Genomic DNA, 22,053 nt, shown 5'->3' on the forward strand with positions numbered 1-22,053 from the left:
TCCTTGCGCATCATTCGGCAGCGGCAAGCGCGTTGCCGCCGTCCATGAATTCAGGGAACCACGATTCATGGGCATTGCGCAATTGCTGAATGGGCAGCGAGATTAGATCGTCGACAACAAGGTTCTCACCGGAAACAGAACCAAGGCGGCGGAACGGTATACCGGCACCTTCGGCATTGGCACAAACGAAGTTTGCGACATCGGCCTTGACCGCGATCACATATCGGGCCTGGTCTTCGCCGAAGAGCAGGGCATGGGGGGCACCCTTGCCCTCTGACAGCGTGACATTGAGGCCCTTGCCCGACGACATTGCCATTTCGCCAAGCGCCAGTGCCAGGCCGCCGGACGAAATATCATGGCAGGCGGAAACCTGGCCGTTGCGGATCGCGGAGCGGACGAAGTCGCCGTTGCGGCGCTCTGCAAAGAGATCGACTTCCGGTGCGCCGCCATCGGTGCTGCCGATGATGTCGCGCAGGTAGATCGAAGAGCCGAGATGGCTGCCGTCGGTGCCGATCAAGATCAGCTGGTCGCCTTCGGCGGCGCTGCCGATGCGGGCCATCGACTTCCAGTCGGGCAGTAGGCCAACGCCGGCGATGGTCGGGGTCGGCAGGATGGCGACGCCGTTGGTCTCGTTATAGAGCGAGACGTTGCCCGAGACGATCGGGAAGTCGAGTGCGCGGCAGGCTTCACCGATGCCTTTGATGGATTCGACCAGCTGGCCCATGATTTCGGGCTTTTCCGGATTGCCGAAGTTCAGGTTATCGGTCGCGGCCAGCGGCTCTGCGCCGGTGGCGGTGATGTTGCGCCAGCATTCGGCGACGGCCTGCTTGCCGCCTTCGAACGGGTCGGCCTCGACATAGCGCGGCGTGACGTCTGAAGAGAAGGCAAGCGCCTTGGTTGGGTGGCCCTCGACGCGGACGACACCGGCGTCACCGCCCGGCAACTGCAGCGAGTTGCCCTGGATCAGCGTGTCATACTGCTCGTAGACCCAGCGGCGGCTCGACTGGTTGGCGGAGCCGACGAGGTCGAGCAGGGCCTTGTTGTAATCGGCTGGCGCAGCAACGAGTTCGGCCGGCAGCGGCGCGCGCTTGCCGGACTCGCGCCACGGGCGATCGTATTCCGGAGCCTGGTCGCCGAGATCCTTGATCGGCAGGTTTGCGACTTCCTCGCCCTGGTGGACGCAGCGGAAGCGCAGGTCGTCGGTGGTCTTGCCGACGATGGCGAAATCGAGGCCCCACTTGACGAAGATCGCCTTGGCGACCTCTTCCTTCGATGGTTCGAGAACCATGAGCATGCGCTCCTGGCTTTCAGACAGCATCATTTCATAAGCGGTCATCTGCTCTTCACGCACCGGAACGGTGTCGAGATCGAGCAGGATGCCGAGATCGCCCTTGGCGCCCATTTCGACGGCAGAGCAGGTGAGGCCGGCGGCACCCATGTCCTGGATGGCGATGACGGCGCCGGTCTTCATCAGCTCGAGGCAGGCTTCCAGCAGGCACTTCTCGGTGAAGGGGTCGCCGACCTGAACGGTCGGACGCTTCTCTTCGATCGACTCGTCGAATTCAGCCGATGCCATGGTCGCACCACCAACGCCATCGCGCCCGGTCTTGGCGCCGAGATAGACGACGGGCAGGCCGACGCCCTTGGCTTCCGACAGGAAGATGGCGTTCGATTTGGCGAGGCCTGCAGCGAATGCGTTGACGAGGATGTTGCCGTTGTAGCGGGCATCGAACTCGACTTCACCGCCCACAGTCGGGACGCCGAAGGAATTGCCGTAGCCGCCAACACCGGCGACGACGCCGGAGACGAGGTGGCGGGTCTTCGGGTGGCTGGGCTCGCCGAAGCGCAGCGCGTTCATCGCCGCGATCGGGCGGGCGCCCATGGTGAAGACGTCGCGCAGAATGCCGCCGACGCCGGTCGCCGCACCCTGGTAAGGCTCGATGTAGGACGGGTGGTTGTGGCTTTCCATCTTGAAGACGACGCAGTCGCCGTCATCGATATCGACGACACCGGCATTTTCACCCGGACCCTGGATGACGCGCGGTCCCTTGGTCGGCAGCGTGCGCAGCCACTTCTTCGAAGACTTGTAGGAGCAGTGCTCGTTCCACATGGCCGAGAAGATGCCGAGCTCGGTGAAGGTCGGCTCGCGGCCGATCAGATCCAGAATCCGCTGATATTCATCCGGCTTCAGGCCGTGGCTGGCGATGAGTTCGGGGGTGATCGGGCGGGTATTGGATATGGTCATGAGCTCTCGAAAGTCCCTGCCGTTGCGCGTTTTGGGGTGTCTTTAACCCAAGTTGGCGCGGCGCGCGACAGGAAAATGCCCGCCGTCAACAAAGACGGGAAGGAGCGCCTTTCGAAGCGGCAGATGCCTAGAATTTATAGCCGATCTGCAGGCCGGCGCGGGTCATGCCGTTGTTCGGGCCATCGCAGAGATTGGCATGCGAGGAGTGGGCGACCTGGGCCATGACATTCCAGTGATTGTCGAAACGGTAGCCGGCGCCGATATATTCGTGAAACAGCACACGGCAGCCAAGCGCCGGGCCGTCGTCGTTCTCATCCAGTTCACCCGTGTGGATGACGCCGCCCAAACCCGCTTCGGCGAAGACCTTTTCCGAAAAGTCGGCGGTCCAGGAAAAGCCGGTGAAGACCTGTGTTGCCGATCCGGATGTGCCGATCGACGTTCCCAGATGGATGCGCGGGCGGGCCAGTTTCTGCAGGCCGGTGGCCTCGTCGTGGCCGAACGGATCGAAGAACAGCGTCAATTCAGGGAAGACGCCGTCCTCATGTTCGCTGCCGCCCTGGATGGAGGCCGAGGCGCCGAAGCGCAGTTCGTCGAATATCTGATCCTGCGCATGGGCAGGGAGGCTCGCTGATCCGGCAATGAGAACGGCGGCTGCAGATGCTGACAGGAAACGCAACGCCACTTCACGGATACAAGCGTCCATAGGCTTTTCCTCGCGCCCATCGAATCACAGCCGCGGCTGTTATTCGATGGGAACTCAGCGTGAGACGCCGGTAAAGAGGCCCCTAAAATATGACAGGGTTCGGAACTGCGATGGCGCGAAAATGCAACAGGTCAGACTTCGCTGTCATAGGACGAGACGCCGCTTTCCAGCAGGCGGCGGAGGATCATCATTCCCTTGGCGAGCTCGGCACTGCCACCCGGCGATGAGAAGGCGACGCGGACACGATGGAACACGCGCTCTGAGCGGGCCGCCTTGAACTCGTCCTCGTCATCAACAAGGACGCCTTCCTGATAGGCGGCATTCTTGAATGTGCCCGAGAGCCAGGGTTCCGGAAGCTTCAGCCAGAGGAAAGGCACATGCGGATGCGACACGAAGTCGAAACCGCCGAGGTGTTCCCTGACAACGGCCTGGCGCGATGCCAGCTCCTTGACGCAGGCGGCGCGAATACGCTCCGCTTCGCCACTCTCGACAAGACGGGCCGCGGTCTCCGCCAGAATGAAGGGCAGGCCGCCGGTTATCATCTTGTGGGTGACCTTGATGCGCTGGGCGAAATGCGGCGGGCAGGCGACCCAGCCGCCGCGAACCCCGGCTGCGACCGACTTCGACAGGCCATTGACGAGGAAGGTGCGCTCGGGCGCCAGTGAGGCCAGCAACGGTGCATCGTCTCCGGTCATGCCGCCATAGAGATCGTCCTCGATCAGCCAGACACCGTGGCGGCGGGCAATGTCGGCGATGGCCACGCGGCGCGCGGCGGGCATGGTTGCGAGCGTCGGATTATGGGCAGTCGGCATCAGGAAGGCGATCTTCGGGTGCTGCTGATGGCAGACGCGCTCGAAATCGTCGGGGATGACGCCGTGCTCGTCGGAATCGACGATGATGGTGCGGCGGCCGAGAATACGGGCGCTGCGGCTGACCTGCGTGTAGCTCAGGTTTTCGAAAACGATCTTGTCACCGGGCGCAGACATCGCGGAGATCACGGCGATCGCGGCAGCATGGACGCCAAGCGTCGGCACGATGTTTTCGGCATCCGGCGTCCAGCCGTTGCGCGCAAGCCATAGGCGTCCGGCGGTGAACCAGTTGGTTGGGAAATGTCGCGAATAGGAGGAGACTTCGGCCATGTGCTGTTCGCCGATCTCGCCGAGAATGCCGCCAACGATCTTGCCCTGGCCGAGGTCCGGCGCCGCTGTCGTGTCGAAGCGGATCTTGTTTGGCGGAGCATCGATGGCACGCGTGCCGCCAAGCGACAGCGTCAGCGGATCGGCCTGTTCGTTGGGTGCCACCTGCGTGCGATCGAGAACGTAAGTCCCGCGCCCCACTTCTCCGGCAACCAGTCCGCGTTCATGCACCAAGGCGTAGGCTCGGCCGATCGTGCCGATTGTCACCCCGATATCGTAGGCGAGATTGCGCTGTGGCGGAAGCTTGCCGCCGGCGGGCAGGGCGCCGCTGGCAATGGCGGATTCAATGCTATCAGCCAGCCGCATATAGACCGGACCGGAGCCGCGCGAGAGATCAGGGAGCCAATTTGTCATGGTGACAATGAATAGATTGTCACCGTTGTTCTGTCAATATTATGAGACATTACCGCCAAGCAAGATGACAGGAGAGCGGCGATGTCGATAGTACAGCAGATCAATGGTGATATTGTGCCGATTGTGTCGATCGATGGTCCGCACGTGATCGTTCCCCGGGTCGAGACGACCGGTCAATCTTGGCTGCAGCGCATGTGGAATGGATTTCTCGTCTGGCACGAGAAGCGCGAGGGAAGACGTGCCCTGCGCGAACTCACGGCCGATCAGCTCAAGGATATCGGTCTATCGCAATCCGATGCTGCGCGCGAAGTCGGAAAATCGACCTTCTGGGACTGATCAGCTGCAGGCTTTGCTGCCTGACGACCAGCGATTGACGTCGGCGGCGATGCGGGCAGAGACCGGCTGCGACATCATCGGGCCGAAGGCCTGAAGCTTCGCGGGATTGCCCTCCGCCTGCACCACGAGATGCGGCAGTCCAGCCGGGCTGTTCTTGTGCACGACCAGGATGCGCGGACGGCCGGAGAAGGAATTAAGCTCCGGCGCCAGGCGATAGGTGGCGAAGGATGCATCGCCTGACTTGAACCAGCAATTGTTTGCGCCGACGGCAACGCGTTCCATGGTGGAGAGCGCGTCTCGGTTTGCGCTGACTGGAGGCGGCTTGGACTGGCAGGACGCAGTCAGCATTCCGATGACAGCAATAGCGGCAGCAGCCGTGAAGGTGGTCGCAATGCGCATCGGTGGTCTCCCGTGGTGGTTTAGATCCACCTGATATCCGGCGAAGGTTAAGCGGCGATTACGTCGAGCGCCGAAGCGAAGAGACCGCGCCCGTCGGAGCCGCCATGAGCTGCTTCGATCAGGTTTTCCGGATGCGGCATCATGCCGAGAACATTGCCGCTCTCGTTCATCACGCCGGCGATGTCGTTGATCGAGCCGTTCGGGTTCGTGCCTTCGGCATAGCGGAAGACGACCTGGCCGTTGCCTTCGATCTTCGCCAGCGTCTCAGCGTCGGCGAAATAGTTGCCGTCGTGATGGGCAACGGGCGAGCGGATGATCTGGCCCTTGGCATAGGCGCGGCTGAAGTCGGTATCGGCGTTGACGACCTCAAGCTTGACTTCGCGGCAGACGAATTTCAGCGAGGCGTTGCGCATCAGCGCGCCGGGCAGGAGGCCTGCCTCGACGAGGATCTGGAAGCCGTTGCAGACGCCCAGAACCTTAGTGCCCTGCTTGGCCTTCTCGATGATCGCCTGCATGACCGGCATGCGGGCAGCAATCGCGCCGCAGCGCAGGTAATCGCCGTAGGAGAAGCCGCCCGGGATGACGATCAGATCGACATCCGGAATCTGCGTTTCCGTCTGCCACACCGTTACCGGTGCATGACCTGAGATCTTGGTGAGCGCAGCGATCATGTCACGATCGCGATTGAGACCAGGGAGCTGAACGACGGCGGACTTCATGGGTGCGGTTCAAACCTTGCTTGTGATTCTGCCAATTCTCGAAGTTCGAGACGGTTTTCAATGCGATCGAGACGGTTCTCGACGTGGCCGAAGGTGGCGCGCAGATTGTTCACGTCACCTTGGATTACGTGCAGCTGGTTTCGCAAAGTCATATTATCCGTGCGAAGTTCGCTAATGGCATGATCGACTTTGTCGAAGCGCTGGCTGAGCTTCTTCAGAAGCTCATACATGAATTCCTGAGTAACATCAGCCATCGCGCATTCTCCGCAACCTTCAGTCGAGAGAAATAGTATAATTCTCGATAACGGTGTTGGCGAGGAGTTTTTCGCACATCGCCTTGAGGTCGGATTCGGCCTTGGCCTTGTCCGCACCTTCGAGCTGCAGGTCGAACACCTTGCCTTGGCGGACATTGCCGATACCAGCGAATCCAAGGCCGCCAAGAGCGCCTTCGATTGCCTTGCCCTGCGGGTCGAGAACGCCATTCTTGAGCGTGACGGTTACACGAGCTTTGATCACTTGCCTGTCTTCCCTGACTTACTTGACCAATACAGGCCCGGTGCCGCGCACGGGCTCGTTTTCATTGATGATGCCGAGGCGCCGTGCGACTTCGGAATAGGCTTCCAGCAAGCCGCCCATATCGCGGCGGAAGCGGTCCTTGTCCATCTTTTCCTGCGTTTCGATGTCCCACAGACGGCAGCTGTCCGGCGAGATTTCGTCGGCCAGAATGATGCGCATCATGTCACCTTCGAAGAGGCGGCCGCATTCGATCTTGAAATCGACGAGCTGGATGCCGACTCCAAGGAAGAGGCCGGTCATGAAGTCGTTGACGCGGATGGCGAGCGCCATGATGTCGTCGAGTTCAGCGGGGTTGGCCCAGCCAAACGCGGTGATGTGCTCTTCCGAAACCATCGGGTCATCGAGCGCATCGGACTTGTAATAGAATTCGATGATCGAGCGTGGAAGGACGACGCCCTCCTCGATGCCGAGGCGCTTGGCCAGCGAACCGGCCGCAACGTTGCGCACGACGATCTCGAGCGGGATCATCTCGACTTCGCGGATCAACTGCTCGCGCATGTTGAGGCGGCGAATGAAATGCGTCGGGATGCCGATCTTGTTCAGATGGTTGAAGATGAACTCGCAAATGCGGTTGTTGAGAACGCCCTTGCCGTCGATAACTTCGTGTTTCTTCTTGTTGAAGGCGGTGGCGTCATCCTTGAAGAACTGGATCAACGTACCCGGTTCCGGTCCCTCATATAGAATCTTGGCCTTGCCCTCGTAGATACGGCGGCGACGGTTCATTTTAAGCTTTTCTCTGTCTTGGCGCTCTTGGGATAGCGCAGTGGATCGATCTCGTGGCGTCCCCATAAAGGAAAAGAGTCACTTTCACAATGCGCCAGTAACTCCTTCCCCGGATTCCCAAGATATAGGGATGCGGTCTGAGAGAATCGAAGATATTGCGGATATCAGCCTACAGAATTTTGATGACTGTTGGAAATCAAAGCCGTGGGACCGGCCGGTTATGCAGGCTTATTTGGTGGCGTTGCGCTTGATCTCGCGGCTGAGGCCGCTTTGTAGCGCCCGCGCTCCGCCTTCCTGATGGCGCCAGCTTGCTGCCTGGACATAGGCCGGAATTTGCGTTGCGGGCATTGGCCGGGCAAGTGCGTAGCCCTGCAGCACGTCACAGCCAAGATCGGCGAGAATGCGGACGTGATCCATGGTCTCGACGCCTTCGGCCGTCACCAGGATATTCAGCGAACGGCCGATATCGATGATCGAGCGCACGAGTTTGCGCTGTTCGGCCGATTGCGGCAACATGCGGATCAGCTCGCGGTCGATTTTCAGCGTCCGCGGGCTGAGCTTCAGAAGGCTGACGATCGAGGCGTGACCGGTTCCGAAATCGTCGATCTCGATATCAATGCCGAGCCTGCGGAAATGCCGGAGGTTGGCGATCACGGCGTCGTCGCAGTCATCGAGCGAGATCGATTCCAGCAGCTCGAAAGAAAGCGTGCCCGGAGCAACCTTGAGGGCGCGCAGCTTCTTGCCAAGCGCCGGATCGTTGAGACGGCTGGACGAGACGTTGACCGAGATTTTCGGCGCAAGGAATCCGTCCTTTGCCCAAACGGCGCGGTCGGCGAGGGCATGTTCGAGAATGAGCCCGTCGATCGTCGAGACGACGTCGAGATCCTCAGCGATCTTCAGGAAGCGGTCAGGCGCCATCAGTCCGTGTTCGGGATGCTGCCACCGCGCCAATGTCTCGACGCCAGCGACTTCGAGTGTGCGGGCATGGAACTGCAGCTGGTATACGGGGACGAATTCGTGGCGCTCGAGGCCCTGCAGGATTTCGTCGGCCAGGCGTTTGGCGGCAATGATGCTGCGGCGCGCGTCCTTGGAGAAGAATTCGTGGCGATTCCGGCCGGCACCCTTGGCGCGGTAGAGCGCGATATCGGCGTTCAGCAGGAGCTGCTTGGCGTCCAGATCGGCGCCGCTATCGGCGGCTATGCCAATGCTGGCGCCGAAGCGGCATTCATGGCCTTCATAGCGGATCGGCTTCGAGAGTTCGCGAATGATGCGGGCCGCCATGTTCGACAGCTTCTTGGTGCCGCTTTCGACGGCGCAGAGGACGACGAACTCGTCGCCGCCGATGCGGGCAACGAAATCCGTCGAGCGGACGCAGTCCTTCAGCACCTTGGCGGCATGTTTCAGCATCGCGTCGCCGGCGCGATGGCCCAGCGTGTCGTTGATCTGCTTGAAGCGGTCGAGATCGATATGCAGCACGGCAAGCGTCAGCCCACCCTTGCGGCATTCTTCGGCGCGTTCTTCGAGCGTGCGGTCGAGATAGCGACGGTTCGGCAGGGCGGTCAGATAGTCGTGGAGAGCGAGATGCTCGATGCTCTCCTTGGCGGCTTCAAGTTCCTGGTTGCGCGCCTCGGCGAGGTTCTTGGCATTCTGCAGGTCGTTGCGGAGCTTGACCTCTTCCGTGACGTCCCAATTGGCGCCGATCAGCTTCCGCTTGCCTTCGGCATCGACGAAGAAGGCGGACCGGGCGCGAATAACGCGCTCGAGGCCGTCGGTTCTGATGATGCGGAACTCGTGCAACAGGCCCTGGTCCTTGTCGAGGCTCTCGTCCAGCTTGGCGAGCGCCGCGGTTCGGTCATCGGGATGCAGCATCTGTTCCCAGGCTTCGCCGGGCTGGATGCGGGCCGTGCCTTCGAGGCCGTACATGGTGAGAAGCCGGTCGTCCCATTCGACTGTGCCGGCCTCAAGATCGGCTTCGAAGACGCCGATGCGGGTGATGTCGAGCGCCAGATCGAGACGGCGGGAGAGATGCTCCAGCATCTCCTCGGCGCGCTTGCGGGCGGTGATATCGGTGTCGGTGCCGACGATGCGGGCGGGATTGCCGTCCTCATCCCACTCGACGCAGGCGCCGCGGCATTCGATCCAGACCCAATGCCCGTCCTTGTGCCGCTCGCGATACTCGAACACCTGGTATTCCGGGTCGCCTGCAATCTGCCGGTCGATCGCCTTGATAACGAAGTCGCGGTCATCGGGGTGAAGGAGGGCGAGCCATTCCTCGTAGTCGCCGTTAGCTTCTTCATCCGGGCCCATGCCGCGGATTTCTTTCCAGGTCTCGGAATAGTATTTGGTGCCGGCACGGTGGTTGTGATCCCAGACGCCGAGCCCCGAGCCGATCAGGGCGTAGTTCCAGCGGCTTTCGCGTTCGGCCAGATCCGGCGTATCGCGCACTTCGAGCCGCCGCTTGTCCGCCGGCTTGGCGGGCTTCAGCTCTACGGTTGCCGGATGGTCTTGTCTGGATCGCTTCAAATGCGCGCACTCGGTTCACTCGCCTCGGCGCATTATCGTAGCGTTCACTGAAATATCTATTAAAACTCAGGGGTGCCGCGTGGTCAGGGCTTCAGTTTCGACAGAAACTGCGCAAAGACCATCGTGCCCTCCGGCCAGGGCCCATGACCGGACTCGGCATTAATATGGCCGGATTCACCGGCGTCGATAAGCAGCGAACCCCAGCTAGCAGCAATATCGTCGGCATGCTCGTAGGTGCCGAACGGATCGTTGCGGCTGGCAACTGTCAGCGCCGGGAACGGCAGCGGATCGCGCGGGTAGGGGCCGAATGTCATCAGGTGCTTCGGGCGGATATCCGGATTGGCGACATCCGGCGGTGAGACCAGAAACGCGCCTGCCACCTTGTTCTTGAACTGCGGGATCGCATGGATCACCGAGGGGACGCCGAGCGAATGGGCTACGAGCACGACCGGGCGTGTGGAGGCATTGACCTCCTCGGCGATGCGCGCGGCCCAATCGTCGCGAACCGGCTTCGACCATTCCGCCTGTTCGACACGGCGCGCCGTGCTGAGCTTTGCTTCCCAGCGGCTCTGCCAGTGATCGGGGCCGGAATTGGTGTAACCGGGAATGATGAGAATATCTGCGTCTGAAACCTTCATGATGCCGCCGATGTGAGAAAGCTTGACCCGTCTGTCAAGGGAAGACGGGACAAAGGCGGCAAAATTTGTTATCGTTTGGCCATTGCCGGTTGCGGATTTCGTGTCGGCCCTTCAAAGCCGATGCTTCTTCCGCCGCCGGTGTACGGCTCACGGAGGAGAAAGCCATGACGGCATTCCATGTCATGACGGGAGCAGGCGAAGCCTATGCGCATCCCGCCATCAACAAGATCAGCCTTGCAGACGTCTTCGACGCGCTGAAGCGCGGATTGGACGATTTTCGCGAAAAGCCGTCTCACTATGTCTTCCTGTGTCTGATGTATCCGGTCGCCGGAGTGTTCCTGGCTGTCGCAACATCAAGCGCCAACCTGCTGCCGATGATCTTCCCGCTGATTTCAGGTTTCGCGCTGATCGGCCCGATCGCGGCGATCGGCCTTTATGAGATCAGCCGCCGACGCGAAATCGGGCTAGATACGTCCTGGACCCATGCGCTCGACGTGCGCCGTTCCCCCGCGCTGCCTTCGATCATTGCAGGCGGGCTGCTGCTCTTCGCCTTCTTCGTCGTCTGGCTGGTTGCGGCACAGACGCTCTACAGCAATCTTTTCGGCGACGTCTTCCCGCGCTCGGTCGAGACATTCTCGGCGCAGATCTTCGGAACACCCGAAGGCATGCAGCTGATGCTCTGGGGCAATGTGCTGGGGCTCGTCTTTGCGATCGTCGTGCTGGCGACGACAGTCGTGACGTTCCCTATGCTACTTGACCGCGATGTCGGTCTGGTGGCTGCCATGGGCGCCTCGATCCGGGCAACGGCGGCCAATCCGGTGCCGGTGTTCTTCTGGGGGCTCATCATAGCGGTGCTGCTCGTCATCGGCAGCATTCCGCTGTTCGCCGGACTGGCGCTCGTGATGCCGATCCTCGGACATGCGAGCTGGCATCTCTATAGAAAGCTCGTCGCGCCGGCCTGATCTGGCCGGTTAGGACGTCACCGGAACTTTGCGACCTTCCTCCGAGTTGTCTTGCGACATCTTTGAGGGAGGCAGCGCATGGAAGGTGCCAAAAAACTCTTTGCGCATTTCGCGACGAAGATCTCGGAGTTGGCGGGTGCGCCCATCACCTTCGTTCTTGCCGTCATCTCCGTTCTCGTCTGGGCCGGGCTTGGCCCGGTTTTCGATTATTCGGAGACCTGGCAGCTGGTGATCAACACCGGCACCACCATCGTCACCTTCCTCATGGTTTTCGTGCTGCAGAACGCCCAGACGCGCGATACGCGAGCCATCCAGGCGAAGCTCGACGAGATCATCCTGACCAGCCATGCCGAGAACCGCTTCATTGGGATCGAGAACCTCGACGAGGACGATCTGAAGCATCTCGACCGCTTGGTTGCCAAGGCAGCGAAGGGTAGGCGCAACGCGCAGGAGGATGGTGGGGAGGTTAAGCTTGCCGATGAAGACAGGAGCGGCAAGGGCCCGAAACGGCAGCAGGCCGCTACTGTTGCCAAGAAGGCCAGTGTTGCCGTCAAGAGATCAGCGTCTGCAAAGGCGTCCGGGCGCAAGCCGACGGATGCGAAGAGCCGCAAGCAGAAAGCAAAAACGGCGCCCTGAGGCGCCGTTTGAGATGCAGATGGACCCTATCAGCCGAAGACGCGCTTGAAGATCGTGTCGACATGCTTGGTGTGATAGCCAAGGTCGAACTTCTCGCGGATCTGCTCCTCGGAGAGCGCCGCGCGCACTTCCTGGTCGGCGAGCAGCTCCTCGAGGAAGTCTTTGCCCTGTTCCCAGACCTTCATGGCGTTGCGCTGCACGAGGCGGTATGCATCCTCGCGGGAAACGCCGGCTTGCGTAAGGGCAAGCAGAACGCGCTGCGAGTGAACAAGTCCGCGGAACTTGTTGAGGTTCTTCTCCATATTCTCGGGATAGATCACCAGTTTCTCGACGACGCCGGCAAGGCGGTTCAGCGCGAAGTCCAGCGTGATCGTCGTATCCGGGCCGATGGCGCGCTCGACGCTTGAATGGCTGATGTCGCGCTCATGCCAGAGGGCAACGTTTTCCATCGCCGGAACGACCGACATGCGTACGAGGCGCGAGAGGCCTGTCAGGTTTTCGGTCAGGACCGGGTTGCGCTTGTGCGGCATGGCCGACGAGCCCTTCTGGCCCGGCGCGAAAAACTCCTCGGCTTCCAGAACTTCCGTGCGCTGCATGTGGCGGAATTCGATGGCGATATTTTCGATCGACGAGGCGATGACGCCGAGCGTGGCGAAGAACATCGCGTGGCGGTCGCGCGGGATGACCTGCGTCGAGACCGGCTCCGGCGTCAGGCCGAGCTTGGCACAGACATGTTCTTCGACGCGCGGGTCGATATTGGCGAACGTGCCGACGGCACCCGAGATCGCACCGGTGGCGATTTCGGCGCGGGCAGCGACGAGGCGGGCGCGGTTGCGGTCCATTTCGGCGTAGAAGCGGGCAAGCGTCAGGCCCATCGTCGTCGGCTCGGCATGGATGCCGTGGCTGCGGCCGATGCGGACGGTGTCCTTATGCTCGAAAGCGCGGGTCTTCAGGGCAGCGAGCACGCGATCGACACCGGCCAGCAGGATGTCGGCGGCGCGGACGAGCTGGACGTTGAAAGTGGTGTCGAGCACATCCGAAGAGGTCATGCCCTGGTGCACGAAGCGGCTGTCAGGACCGACGAACTCCGCCAGATGCGTCAAGAAGGCAATGACGTCGTGCTTGGTGACAGCTTCGATCTCGTCGATGCGCGCAACATCGAACACCGCCGCGTTGCCCTTTTCCCAGATGGTCTTCGCCGCGTCCTTGGGGATGACGCCGAGTTCGGCGAGCGCATCGCAGGCGAAGGCTTCGATCTCGAACCAGATGCGGAACTTGGTTTCGGGCGACCAGATGGCGACCATCTCTGGGCGGGAGTAACGCGGGATCATGGCTCACTGCTTTCGTTGGTAGACAAAACTTGCTGGCGCCCCTGTAGCAAAGACGGGCGGCAATCTCAACGCATGCGTTTCGCCAGCGCGAAACTGGTGGCGAGCAGGCAGATCAGGCCGAAGGGCAGGAACAGCCGGACGCCGAGCACCGAGAACTGGTAGACGGCATTGGCGCCGGTGAAGATGAACTCGAAAATCCAGATGACGCTGCCGAAGGGGGCATGCCAGCGCGAATAGAAGATGCGGTAATCCATCGAAAACAGAAACGCCGTCATCAGGATCGTGCCAATCGTCAGGCAGGCGAAGAAGGCGGCGAAACGGGTTTCGAGCGGGCGTTGCCAGGCAAAGAAGCGGGCGAGCGGCAGCATGAACGGCCAGGCGAACAGGCCGCCGAAGAAATAGAGCAGCGCGAGTTCGGCAAGATGGCTGGTTTCGAAGCGGTTGCGCAGATAAAGCGCCGCGGTCGCCGAGGCCGTCATCATCAGGCCCCAGAGCAGGGCGCCCGCAATGACATCGAGCAACGGTGGCTTTGCGGCGCGCAGGCGTTCCATGGTCAGCGGGCGATTGCGGAGAGTGCCGTCATACACGGCCGGCTTCGGCTGCCGCCCGCAATGCGGCGATCTCGCTGCGATAGGCTTCGGGCGAGCCGGCCTTGAAGATCGCCGAACCGGCGACGAGCACATTGGCGCCCGCCTTGCCGACGATGGGTGCTGTTTCCAGTGTCACGCCGCCATCGACCTGCAGTTCGATCGGCCTGTCACCGATCAGGGACTTGGCGGCGGCGATCTTGCCGGCCATCGCCGGAATGAACTTCTGGCCGCCGAAGCCGGGGTTCACGGACATAATGAGGATCAGATCGATATCCTCGATGACGTTTTCGATGACGGAGAGCGGCGTTGCCGGATTGAGCGTCATGCCGACCTTCTTGCCGAGATTGCGGACGGTCTGCAGCGAGCGGTGCAGATGCGGGCCGGCTTCGGCATGGACGGTGATGCGGTCGCAACCGGCCTTGGCGAAGGCTTCGAGATAGGCATCGACAGGCGCGATCATCAGATGGCAGTCGAAGGTGGCGTCGGTATAGGAGCGCACGGACTTGATGACATCGGGGCCGAAGGAGATGTTCGGAACGAAATGACCGTCCATGACGTCGAGATGGATCCAGTCGGCGCCGGCTGCGGTCACGTCTCGGATTTCCTGGCCGAGCTTGGCGAAGTCGGCGGCGAGGACGGAGGGGGCGATGCGGATCGGCAGCGTCATGGGGAACTCTCTCTCGTTAAGATGCTCGCCGCGGATTTAGCAGTGTGCGACGCGACGGGCAACTGATCGAGGTGCCCGATCTGCAGCATCACTCCGAGGCCGCGCCGAGGATCGTGAAGGCGCCGTTGCGCCATTCCTGCAGGCGGTAAGGGTTATCCGTCAGTTCGTGATTGGCTCCGAATGTGACAGGACCGATCGGTGTCTCAAAGCGCGTGCCGGTCAGCACATCGGTGAGTTGCTTGCCGTTTGCCGCTGAGACCGCCTGCTGCGCGATTGCGGCGGCTGCGGCTGCGGGAAGCACATAGCCTTCCGGTTCGATGCCCTGTTCGCGCATCGGCTGGGCGGCAGCCTTACCATCCGGCTGGCTTGCATATTCGGGGATCGCGACAGCGTGCACGCCGTCCGCCAGCGCCAGCGGTTGATTGGCGGCCCGCATCGCGTCGCCGCCGAGGATATCGAGCGGGATTTTTTCGGCCGCCGCATCGCGGGCGATGATCGCCACGTCCGAGCGGTCGCCGCCGATGAAGACTTTGGCGGCGCCGGCGCGTTTCAGCCGGCGGACAAGCGCGATCTGCTGTTCCTGGCCCGGCCGGTAGGTGTCGGTGAAGGCCGCCTTCAGGCCGTTCTGCTCAAGAGCGTTCCTGACGGCTTCGGTCAGTTCGCGGCCGTGGATCGTGCCGTCCTCGATGAGGGCGATCGGCGCGGCCGCCCAGTCGCGCAGGATGACCTCGATGATGCGAGCGGCTTCAGCCCCATCAGGCGGGCCAAGACGGAAGAGCGGCCAGCCGTTCTTCAGTGAATCTTCCATCAGGATACGCGAACGGACGGACACGGTGATTGCGGGGATATTGGCATCCTTCAGCTTCGGCAGGGCGCCTTCCAGCGTTTCGCTGCAGAGAAAGCCGATGGCGACCTGGACCTTGGCAGCAATGAGCGCGTCGGCAATCGTGCCGCCGCTGTTGTCCTCGCAGGGTTCGTTGACCGCGACGAAGGTGTTGCCATCCTTGGTGACCTGAAAATTCGCACCGGCGAAGATCTGGGTTCCGAGCTGCTGGAGATTGCCGCCCTGGGGGGCAACGACGCCGATTGTGATGCCAGCTGCATGGCCTGCCGGCGCCGCCATCAGCAGCATCGAAACAGCAGCTATGCCACGCAGAATATTCATAAAAGTCGCCGGCTCCTGACCTGTGTCCATGCCCTTTTATCCGGCGAATACTAATCGTCAAAGAAAAACAGCGTAATAGGCAGCATTTCGTCGCGTTCATTGTAGAAAATGTAACCGATGGCGGCCATATTAGTTACATAACAACAAGCGGCGAGGCCGCAGGAGACCTTCTGTGTTGAGCAGGCAACCGATCGATCCAGCGCTGTATCGCGATGCCATGAGCCGCTTTGGCGGGCATGTCCAGCTGGTGACGACGGCGCTCGGCGATCAGAAGCGCGGCGTGACGATAACAGCCGCATGCTCCGTCTCCGACAGTCCGGCCTGCGTGCTCGTCTGCCTCAACAACAGCAACCCCAAGAATGAAATCTTCTTCCGAAGCGGCATCTTTGCGCTGAACACGCTGGGCGCCCATCATCAGGGGCTGGCGGATGCCTTCTCCGGACGCATGAAGCTCGACAACGAGGACAGGTTCTCGACGGGCAAGTTCGAGAAGCTGGTAACCGGGGCGCCGGTGCTTTCGGATTCACTTGCCTCCTTCGATTGCCGGGTCATGGAAATCAAGGAGATGTCGACGCATCACGTCATCTTCGGCGAGGTGGTCGGCGTGCGTTTTGACGAAACAAAACCGGCGCTTCTCTATATGAACCGCGACTATCACACGCTATAACTTCTCCAAAAGGGAGGAGACATGGCTGATCAGACCGCGCCGCTTCTGCCGCAGTCGATCGATGAGACGATCGCGCTGCTCGGCGGGCAGGATTATCTTGCGGGCCGGGCGCTCGGCACCGTGCTTTTCCTGGCATTGAAGATGAAGCGGCCCTTGTTTCTCGAGGGCGGGGCGGGCGTCGGCAAGACGGAGATCGCCAAGGTTCTGTCCAAGGCGCTCGGGCGTCCGCTGATCCGGCTGCAGTGCTACGAAGGGCTGGATGTCGCCTCTGCCGTCTACGAGTGGAACTACCCGGCACAGATGCTGGAGATCCGGCTCTCGGAAGCCTCTGGCCTGACCGACCGCGCGCGGATCGAATCCGATATCTTTTCCGAACGCTATCTGATCCGGCGCCCGGTGCTGCAGGCGCTTTCCTCCACAGACGGGCGTGCGCCGGTTTTCCTGATCGACGAGCTCGACCGTACCGACGAGGCCTTCGAGGCCTTCCTGCTGGAGGTCCTGTCCGATTTTCAGGTGACTATTCCCGAGCTCGGGACGATCAGGGCAGACGAACCACCCATCGTCATCATCACCACAAACCGGACGCGTGAGGTGCACGATGCCCTGAAGCGGCGCTGCCTCTACCACTGGGTCGATTATCCCGAGGCGCAGCAGGAGCTTGAGATCATCCGCCGGAAAGTGCCTCACTGCAACGAGACGCTGTCGCGCCAGATCGTTGCCTATGTGCAGCGGCTGAGGACACTCGACCTCTTCAAGAACCCAGGCGTTGCCGAGACGATCGACTGGGCGACGGCGCTGACGGAGCTCGATCGGCTGGCGCTCGATCCGGAAACGATTTCCGACACGATCGGCACGCTCCTGAAATATCAGGACGACATCGCGCGCATTCAGGGCGGCGAGGGCGCACGGGCGCTGAAGGATGTCCAGGACGAATTGCGGGTTGCGGGATAGGCGATGCAGGGCGAGAAGGCAGAGGATGGTATCGTCGTTCCGCCGCTTCCGTTGGGTGACGGCCGGTTTGCTGACAATATCGTTTTCTTCGGCCGGACGCTGCGCAAGGCCGGACTGAAAGTTGGCCCGGCCGCGATCGCTGACGCCATCGAGGCGGTGGAAGCGATCGGCATGGGATCGCGCGACGAGTTCCATGCGGCGCTCTCGGCGGTCTTCGTCAAGCGGCATGAGGATGCAGCTGTCTTCGACGAAGCGTTCCGGCTTTTCTGGCGATCGCGCAATCTCGTCGAGAAGATGATCGCGATGATGTCGCCACGGGCGCCGGATACGCGGGAGAAGGAAAAGCAGAGACCGGGAGAGACCCGGGCAAGCGATGCGCTGCTCGGTGACCGGCGCGCCGACAAGCCGCCGCGCGAAGAGCCCGATATCGAGATCGATGCGCGCTTCACGATGTCGGGCAACGAGATCATCCGGCGCATGGATTTTGCGCAGATGTCGGCGGCGGAAATGGCACTCGCCAAGAAAGAGCTGGCACGCCTGCAGCTGCCGCTCGACCGTGTCACCACCCGGAGATTCAAGCCATCGCATCGCCACGCGACGGTCGATCCCCGTGCAACGATGCGCGCCGCCCTTCGCACCGGAGGATCGCTGATCCTGCCGCGCTACCGCGAGCGCAAGGAGATCCAGCCGCCCTTGGTGGTGCTCGCCGATATTTCCGGCTCGATGAGCCAATATACACGGATCTTCCTGCACTTCCTGCATGTGCTGACCGAGCGGCGGCGCCGCGTCAGTACCTTTCTGTTCGGGACGCGGCTGACCAACGTGACGCGGCAGATGCGCAACAAGGATCCGGATCAGGCACTGGACGAATGCGCGGCCGCGGTCAACGACTGGTCGGGCGGAACGCGGATCGGCGAGACGCTGCACGAGTTCAACCGCCTCTGGGGCCGGCGCGTGCTGGGGCAGGGCGCCGTGGTGCTGCTGATTACCGACGGACTGGAGCGCGAGGGCGTCGAGCAGCTTTCGGCCGAGATGGACCGGCTGCACCGCTCCTGCCGGCGGCTGATCTGGCTCAATCCGCTGTTGCGCTTCGACGGCTTCGAGCCGCGGGCGCGCGGCGTTCGCGCCATGCTGCCGCATGTTGACGAATTCCGGCCGGTTCACAATCTATCCTCCTTGAGTGATCTTGCTGCGGCGCTCGGGTCCGGCCGCGCCGAGGCGTACCTACCGCGGCGGTATCTGGAGAGAATGAGAGGCTCTGCATGAGCGAGATGTCTGGCGGCCTCGATCCGCTGATGACGGCGGAAGCCTGGAGGAAGAGTGGTCGCCATGTGGCGATCGCCACCGTCATCGAGACTTGGGGTTCGGCGCCGCGGCCTGCGGGCAGCCATCTGGTAATCGATGCTGATGGCAATTTCGAAGGCTCCGTTTCCGGCGGCTGCGTCGAAGGCTCCGTCATCACCGAAGCGCTCGATGTTATCGGCAGCGGCGAAGCGAAGATGCTGGAATTCGGTGTCGCCGACGAGACGGCCTGGCGCGTCGGGCTTTCCTGCGGCGGGCGGATTCGCGTCTATGTCGAAAGGCTCAGCTGATGGAGCTGGCGGCGCTCGAGCGGATGAATGCCTTGAGGCAGGCACGGATCGCTGCCGCACTCGTCACCGATCTCGGTGGTGGCCGGGCGAGCGTTGTTGCCGAAGGTGACCAGCTCTCCGGCGCGCTTGGGGAAGCCATAGCGGCTGCCTTTCGCTCAGGGCACTCAAGCATTGTGGAGGCCGGTGGCAGGCGCTATTTCCTCAACGTCCATCTGCCACCGCCTGATATGGTCATCATCGGCGCGGTCCATATCAGCCAGGTCCTGGCGCAAATGGCAGCGCTGGCAGGCTTCGATGTCAGGATCATCGATCCGCGGACGGCTTTCGCGACGCCGGAGCGTTTTGTGGGGATCGACTTGACGGCCGATTGGCCGGTCGATGTCCTGAAGGACAAGCCGCTCGATCCCTATACGGCGCTGGTCGCGGTGACGCACGATCCGAAGATAGACGATTTTCCGATTGCCGAGGCGCTGCGCCGCGGCTGTTTCTATGTCGGCGCGCTGGGAAGCCGGAAGACCCATGCGTCGCGTATCGAGCGGCTGAGGGCCGAGGATTTCCCGGATGAGACGCTGGCGCGCATCAACGGGCCGATCGGTCTCAATATCGGCGCGGCCAGTCCGGCAGAGATTGCCGTTGCCATCCTGGCGCAGATCGTCGAGGCGTTGCGCTCGCGCAATCTCCTGTCTCCGAAGGGTGATATGGGATGAAATTTGGCGAGTTTCCGGTCACCGGTGCGGAAGGACTGATGCTGGCGCATGCGGTGAAACTGCCCGGCCGGACCTTGCACAAAGGCCACCGCGTTTTGCGGGAGGATATCGAAACGCTCCAGCGGGCCGGTATTGTCAATATCACCGCAGCGCGCATCGAGGACGGCGATCTCAGCGAAGACGAAGCAGCACGGCAGCTCGCGGCGGCAATTGCACCTGATCATCTGCGGTTTTCGGAGGCTGCCACAGGGCGGGTGAATGTCTATGCGGCAGCCGATGGGCTGTTTGTCGCGGACCGCGCCATCGTCGACCGCGTCAATCGTATCGATCCGGCAATCACGCTCGCCTGTCTTGGAGATCATGCGCGCGTGCGGGCGGGCGATATGGTGGCGACCTTCAAGATCATTCCGCTTGCGGTGCCAGGAAGCAAGGTCGAGGCTGCGTGCGATGCATTGCGGGCTGCGGTGGCCTTCCAAGTCAAGCCTTTTGCCGAATATGCGGTATCGCTTGTCGCCACCGAACTACCGTCGCTGAAACCCGTGGTCATGGATAAGACGGCGTGCATTCTGGAGCGGCGGCTGGCAGCATCCGGCAACCGGTTGGCACGCGAGCAGCGTGTGGCTCACGGACGCGACGCCGTCGCTATCGCCATCGGTGAGGCAATGGTGGCTGCCGAGCGCTTTCCGAAGCTCGTGATCGTCTTTGGGGCGTCGGCCGTGATTGACGAGGACGATGTGATCCCGGCGGCGATCCGGCAGGCCGGCGGAGAGATCCTGAGCGTCGGCATGCCCGTGGACCCCGGCAATCTGATGGTACTTGGGCGGATCGGGGAGACCTATGTCGTCGGTGCGCCGGGCTGTGCCCGCAGTCCGAAGGAGAACGGTTTCGACTGGGTGCTGGATCGCATCCTGGCTGGAGAGAAACCCGATGCCCATGATCTGACGGGCATGGGTGTCGGAGGGTTGCTGATGGAGATCGAGACACGGCCGCGGCCGCGGGACAGTGCCGAGGAGCGTCACCGGCCGGTGACAGTTGCTGCGGTGATCTTGGCGGCCGGCAAAGCCAGCCGTATGGGAGAGGGTGGTCCCCATAAGCTGCTGGCGGAGTTCGACGGCAAGCCGCTGGTGCGCCGTACCGCCGAAACCGCGCTCGCTGCCGATGCGGCATCCGTCATCGTCGTGACTGGTCACCGGGGGAGCGAGATCGAGGCTGTACTCGCCGGATTGGGTGTGGCGGTCATCGGGAACACCGATTATGCGTCCGGCATGGCAAGCTCGCTGATATCAGGATTTTCGGCGTCGCCGGCACGCGACGCGGATGGCGTGCTTGTCATGCTCGCGGATATGCCGGGCGTGACGGCTGCCGATCTCGACGCCCTGATTTCCGCCTTCCGCACGGCGTCCGGACGGGCGATCGTTCGCGCGGTGTCCTGCGGCAAGCGTGGCAACCCGGTCATTCTTCCGCGCTCGCTCGGCGATGCCGTGATGCGGCTTGAAGGCGATGTCGGGGCGCGGCATATCATCGAGACATCCGGATTGCCTGTGATAGATGTCGATATCGGCGATGCGGCGCATCTGGACGTGGATACGCCGGAGGCTGTTGTGGCGGCCGGTGGCATTTTGAGGGGGTAAAATGGATACGGCGGCGATCGAGGAAATGTTTCAGGGTCTCGGCCCTGTCACCATCAAGCGTATGTTCGGCGGCAAGGGCATCTATCACCTCGGCCGGATCATCGCGATCGAACTGCGCGATGAAATGCTCCTGAAGGCTGACGAGAAGAGCGCGCCGGAATTTGCCGATGCCGGCGCCAGCCAGTGGTCCTACGAGGGCAAGAAGGGCAATCCGGTGAAGATGCCCTACTGGTCTATCCCCGAGAATGCCTATGATGATCCGGACGAGATGGCGAAATGGGTCAGGCTTGCCTACGAGGCAGCGCTGCGGGCCGAGTAGTCAGCGGAGGTCGGTGTCGCCGAGGAAATCGATTGCCGCACGGGCAAATTCGGAGAGTGGCTGCGGCAGCTCGTTGCGGCCGAACCAGCCGAAATCGGAAAGCTTATCCGGCTCAGTGATCTCGGGATTGCCGCGAAACTCGTCGGCGATGTAAAGCAGCGAAATCCAATGCTGCCTGTCGGCCTGGCTGAGCACCTCCGCCGGACCAAGCAGTCTGACAGTGCGGATTTCGAGGCCGGTTTCTTCCTCGGCCTCGCGGCGTGCGGCCTCGGCGGTGTATTCCATGAAATCCACCTTGCCGCCTGGAATGCTCCAGTGACTCGGTTCGGGCGCCTTGACGCGCTTATAGAGAAGAATCTTGCCGTCGCGCAAAATCACCAGGCCTACGCCGAGGCCTGGGAAATCGATGCCCGGCTGACCCAT

25 protein-coding genes are annotated in these 22,053 nt (G+C 62.0%); 10 read left to right on the forward strand and 15 right to left on the reverse strand.

Annotated elements, in window-relative coordinates; translation table 11 throughout:
- Nucleotides 1–10: 10 nt before the first annotated feature.
- The 3 genes from purL to AB4Z25_RS03625 form a co-directional block, all read right to left on the reverse strand.
- Complete coding sequence (purL, locus tag AB4Z25_RS03615; RefSeq protein WP_112539235.1) at nt 11–2,245, reverse strand: phosphoribosylformylglycinamidine synthase subunit PurL; 2,235 nt, start codon at nt 2,243–2,245, stop codon at nt 11–13.
- A gap of 127 nt (nt 2,246–2,372) precedes the next feature.
- Nucleotides 2,373–2,948, reverse strand: coding sequence for an acyloxyacyl hydrolase (locus AB4Z25_RS03620; RefSeq protein ID WP_112539234.1), 576 nt, complete (start codon nt 2,946–2,948; stop codon nt 2,373–2,375).
- 131 nt (nt 2,949–3,079) lie between these two features.
- Nucleotides 3,080–4,498: an aminotransferase-like domain-containing protein gene (locus AB4Z25_RS03625; RefSeq protein ID WP_112387260.1), complete on the reverse strand. Its 1,419-nt coding sequence runs from the start codon at nt 4,496–4,498 to the stop codon at nt 3,080–3,082.
- Between the two features lie 81 nt (nt 4,499–4,579).
- On the opposite strand from AB4Z25_RS03625, the gene AB4Z25_RS03630 reads away from it, so the two are divergent.
- On the forward strand, nt 4,580–4,834 hold the full coding sequence (locus tag AB4Z25_RS03630; protein ID WP_112539233.1) for a DUF1127 domain-containing protein: 255 nt from the start codon (nt 4,580–4,582) through the stop codon (nt 4,832–4,834).
- Here the strand turns inward: AB4Z25_RS03630 and AB4Z25_RS03635 are convergent, their stop codons facing one another.
- The 7 genes from AB4Z25_RS03635 to AB4Z25_RS03665 form a co-directional block, all read right to left on the reverse strand.
- Nucleotides 4,835–5,182 carry a hypothetical protein gene (locus AB4Z25_RS03635; protein WP_442207900.1) on the reverse strand — a complete coding sequence of 116 codons (348 nt, stop codon included), beginning with the start codon at nt 5,180–5,182 and terminating at the stop codon, nt 4,835–4,837. It abuts the gene before it with no gap.
- 98 nt (nt 5,183–5,280) lie between these two features.
- Nucleotides 5,281–5,952: a phosphoribosylformylglycinamidine synthase subunit PurQ gene (gene purQ, locus AB4Z25_RS03640; RefSeq protein WP_112516160.1), complete on the reverse strand. Its 672-nt coding sequence runs from the start codon at nt 5,950–5,952 to the stop codon at nt 5,281–5,283.
- A complete protein-coding gene (locus tag AB4Z25_RS03645; RefSeq protein WP_112539231.1) occupies nt 5,949–6,206 on the reverse strand; it encodes a hypothetical protein in 258 nt (85 codons plus the stop codon). The genes purQ and AB4Z25_RS03645 overlap by 4 nt, the downstream gene beginning before the upstream one ends.
- Before the next feature lie 19 nt (nt 6,207–6,225).
- Complete coding sequence (gene purS, locus AB4Z25_RS03650) at nt 6,226–6,468, reverse strand: phosphoribosylformylglycinamidine synthase subunit PurS (protein ID WP_112387265.1); 243 nt, start codon at nt 6,466–6,468, stop codon at nt 6,226–6,228.
- Between the two features lie 18 nt (nt 6,469–6,486).
- Entirely contained in the window at nt 6,487–7,251 is a 765-nt protein-coding gene (purC, locus tag AB4Z25_RS03655) for a phosphoribosylaminoimidazolesuccinocarboxamide synthase (protein ID WP_112387266.1), read from the reverse strand.
- Nucleotides 7,252–7,479: 228 nt separating this feature from the next.
- Complete coding sequence (locus AB4Z25_RS03660; protein ID WP_112539388.1) at nt 7,480–9,735, reverse strand: EAL domain-containing protein; 2,256 nt, start codon at nt 9,733–9,735, stop codon at nt 7,480–7,482.
- Between the two features lie 122 nt (nt 9,736–9,857).
- Nucleotides 9,858–10,412 carry an RBBP9/YdeN family alpha/beta hydrolase gene (locus tag AB4Z25_RS03665; protein ID WP_112539230.1) on the reverse strand — a complete coding sequence of 185 codons (555 nt, stop codon included), beginning with the start codon at nt 10,410–10,412 and terminating at the stop codon, nt 9,858–9,860.
- A 164-nt stretch (nt 10,413–10,576) separates the two neighbouring features.
- Between AB4Z25_RS03665 and AB4Z25_RS03670 the strand changes: the two genes are divergently transcribed.
- Nucleotides 10,577–11,374: a DUF2189 domain-containing protein gene (locus AB4Z25_RS03670; protein WP_112539229.1), complete on the forward strand. Its 798-nt coding sequence runs from the start codon at nt 10,577–10,579 to the stop codon at nt 11,372–11,374.
- Between the two features lie 78 nt (nt 11,375–11,452).
- A complete protein-coding gene (locus AB4Z25_RS03675) occupies nt 11,453–12,010 on the forward strand; it encodes a low affinity iron permease family protein (RefSeq protein ID WP_112539228.1) in 558 nt (185 codons plus the stop codon).
- Between the two features lie 29 nt (nt 12,011–12,039).
- On the opposite strand, the gene purB is transcribed toward AB4Z25_RS03675, so the two are convergent.
- The 4 genes from purB to AB4Z25_RS03695 form a co-directional block, all read right to left on the reverse strand.
- On the reverse strand, nt 12,040–13,341 hold the full coding sequence (gene purB, locus AB4Z25_RS03680; protein WP_112539227.1) for an adenylosuccinate lyase: 1,302 nt from the start codon (nt 13,339–13,341) through the stop codon (nt 12,040–12,042).
- Nucleotides 13,342–13,406: 65 nt separating this feature from the next.
- Complete coding sequence (locus tag AB4Z25_RS03685) at nt 13,407–13,892, reverse strand: hypothetical protein (protein WP_112539386.1); 486 nt, start codon at nt 13,890–13,892, stop codon at nt 13,407–13,409.
- Between the two features lie 28 nt (nt 13,893–13,920).
- Nucleotides 13,921–14,598 (reverse strand): ribulose-phosphate 3-epimerase, encoded by a 678-nt coding sequence (rpe, locus tag AB4Z25_RS03690; protein ID WP_112539226.1) that lies wholly within the window; start codon nt 14,596–14,598, stop codon nt 13,921–13,923.
- A gap of 88 nt (nt 14,599–14,686) precedes the next feature.
- Nucleotides 14,687–15,763 (reverse strand): ABC transporter substrate-binding protein, encoded by a 1,077-nt coding sequence (locus tag AB4Z25_RS03695; RefSeq protein ID WP_112539384.1) that lies wholly within the window; start codon nt 15,761–15,763, stop codon nt 14,687–14,689.
- Between the two features lie 172 nt (nt 15,764–15,935).
- Between AB4Z25_RS03695 and AB4Z25_RS03700 the strand changes: the two genes are divergently transcribed.
- Genes AB4Z25_RS03700 through AB4Z25_RS03730 form a run of 7 tightly spaced genes read left to right on the forward strand, consistent with a single transcriptional unit; the run spans nt 15,936 to nt 21,630 of the window.
- Nucleotides 15,936–16,430: a flavin reductase gene (locus AB4Z25_RS03700; RefSeq protein WP_112516167.1), complete on the forward strand. Its 495-nt coding sequence runs from the start codon at nt 15,936–15,938 to the stop codon at nt 16,428–16,430.
- 21 nt (nt 16,431–16,451) lie between these two features.
- A complete protein-coding gene (locus AB4Z25_RS03705) occupies nt 16,452–17,381 on the forward strand; it encodes an AAA family ATPase (RefSeq protein ID WP_112539225.1) in 930 nt (309 codons plus the stop codon).
- A gap of 3 nt (nt 17,382–17,384) precedes the next feature.
- A complete protein-coding gene (locus AB4Z25_RS03710) occupies nt 17,385–18,647 on the forward strand; it encodes a vWA domain-containing protein (protein ID WP_112539224.1) in 1,263 nt (420 codons plus the stop codon).
- The gene (locus AB4Z25_RS03715) at nt 18,644–18,973 is read left to right on the forward strand and encodes an XdhC family protein (RefSeq protein ID WP_112539223.1); all 330 of its coding nucleotides are present in this window, start codon (nt 18,644–18,646) and stop codon (nt 18,971–18,973) included. The genes AB4Z25_RS03710 and AB4Z25_RS03715 overlap by 4 nt, the downstream gene beginning before the upstream one ends.
- On the forward strand, nt 18,973–19,680 hold the full coding sequence (locus AB4Z25_RS03720; protein WP_112539222.1) for an XdhC family protein: 708 nt from the start codon (nt 18,973–18,975) through the stop codon (nt 19,678–19,680). The genes AB4Z25_RS03715 and AB4Z25_RS03720 overlap by 1 nt, the downstream gene beginning before the upstream one ends.
- Nucleotides 19,677–21,311 (forward strand): NTP transferase domain-containing protein, encoded by a 1,635-nt coding sequence (locus AB4Z25_RS03725; RefSeq protein WP_112539221.1) that lies wholly within the window; start codon nt 19,677–19,679, stop codon nt 21,309–21,311. The genes AB4Z25_RS03720 and AB4Z25_RS03725 overlap by 4 nt, the downstream gene beginning before the upstream one ends.
- Before the next feature lies 1 nt (nt 21,312).
- Nucleotides 21,313–21,630, forward strand: coding sequence for a TfoX/Sxy family protein (locus AB4Z25_RS03730; RefSeq protein WP_112539220.1), 318 nt, complete (start codon nt 21,313–21,315; stop codon nt 21,628–21,630).
- Here the strand turns inward: AB4Z25_RS03730 and AB4Z25_RS03735 are convergent, their stop codons facing one another.
- The gene (locus AB4Z25_RS03735) at nt 21,631–22,053 is read right to left on the reverse strand and encodes an NUDIX domain-containing protein (RefSeq protein WP_112539219.1); all 423 of its coding nucleotides are present in this window, start codon (nt 22,051–22,053) and stop codon (nt 21,631–21,633) included.

This window comes from Rhizobium sp. RAF36, from assembly GCF_052114105.1.
In the GTDB taxonomy this organism is placed as follows: domain Bacteria; phylum Pseudomonadota; class Alphaproteobacteria; order Rhizobiales; family Rhizobiaceae; genus Rhizobium.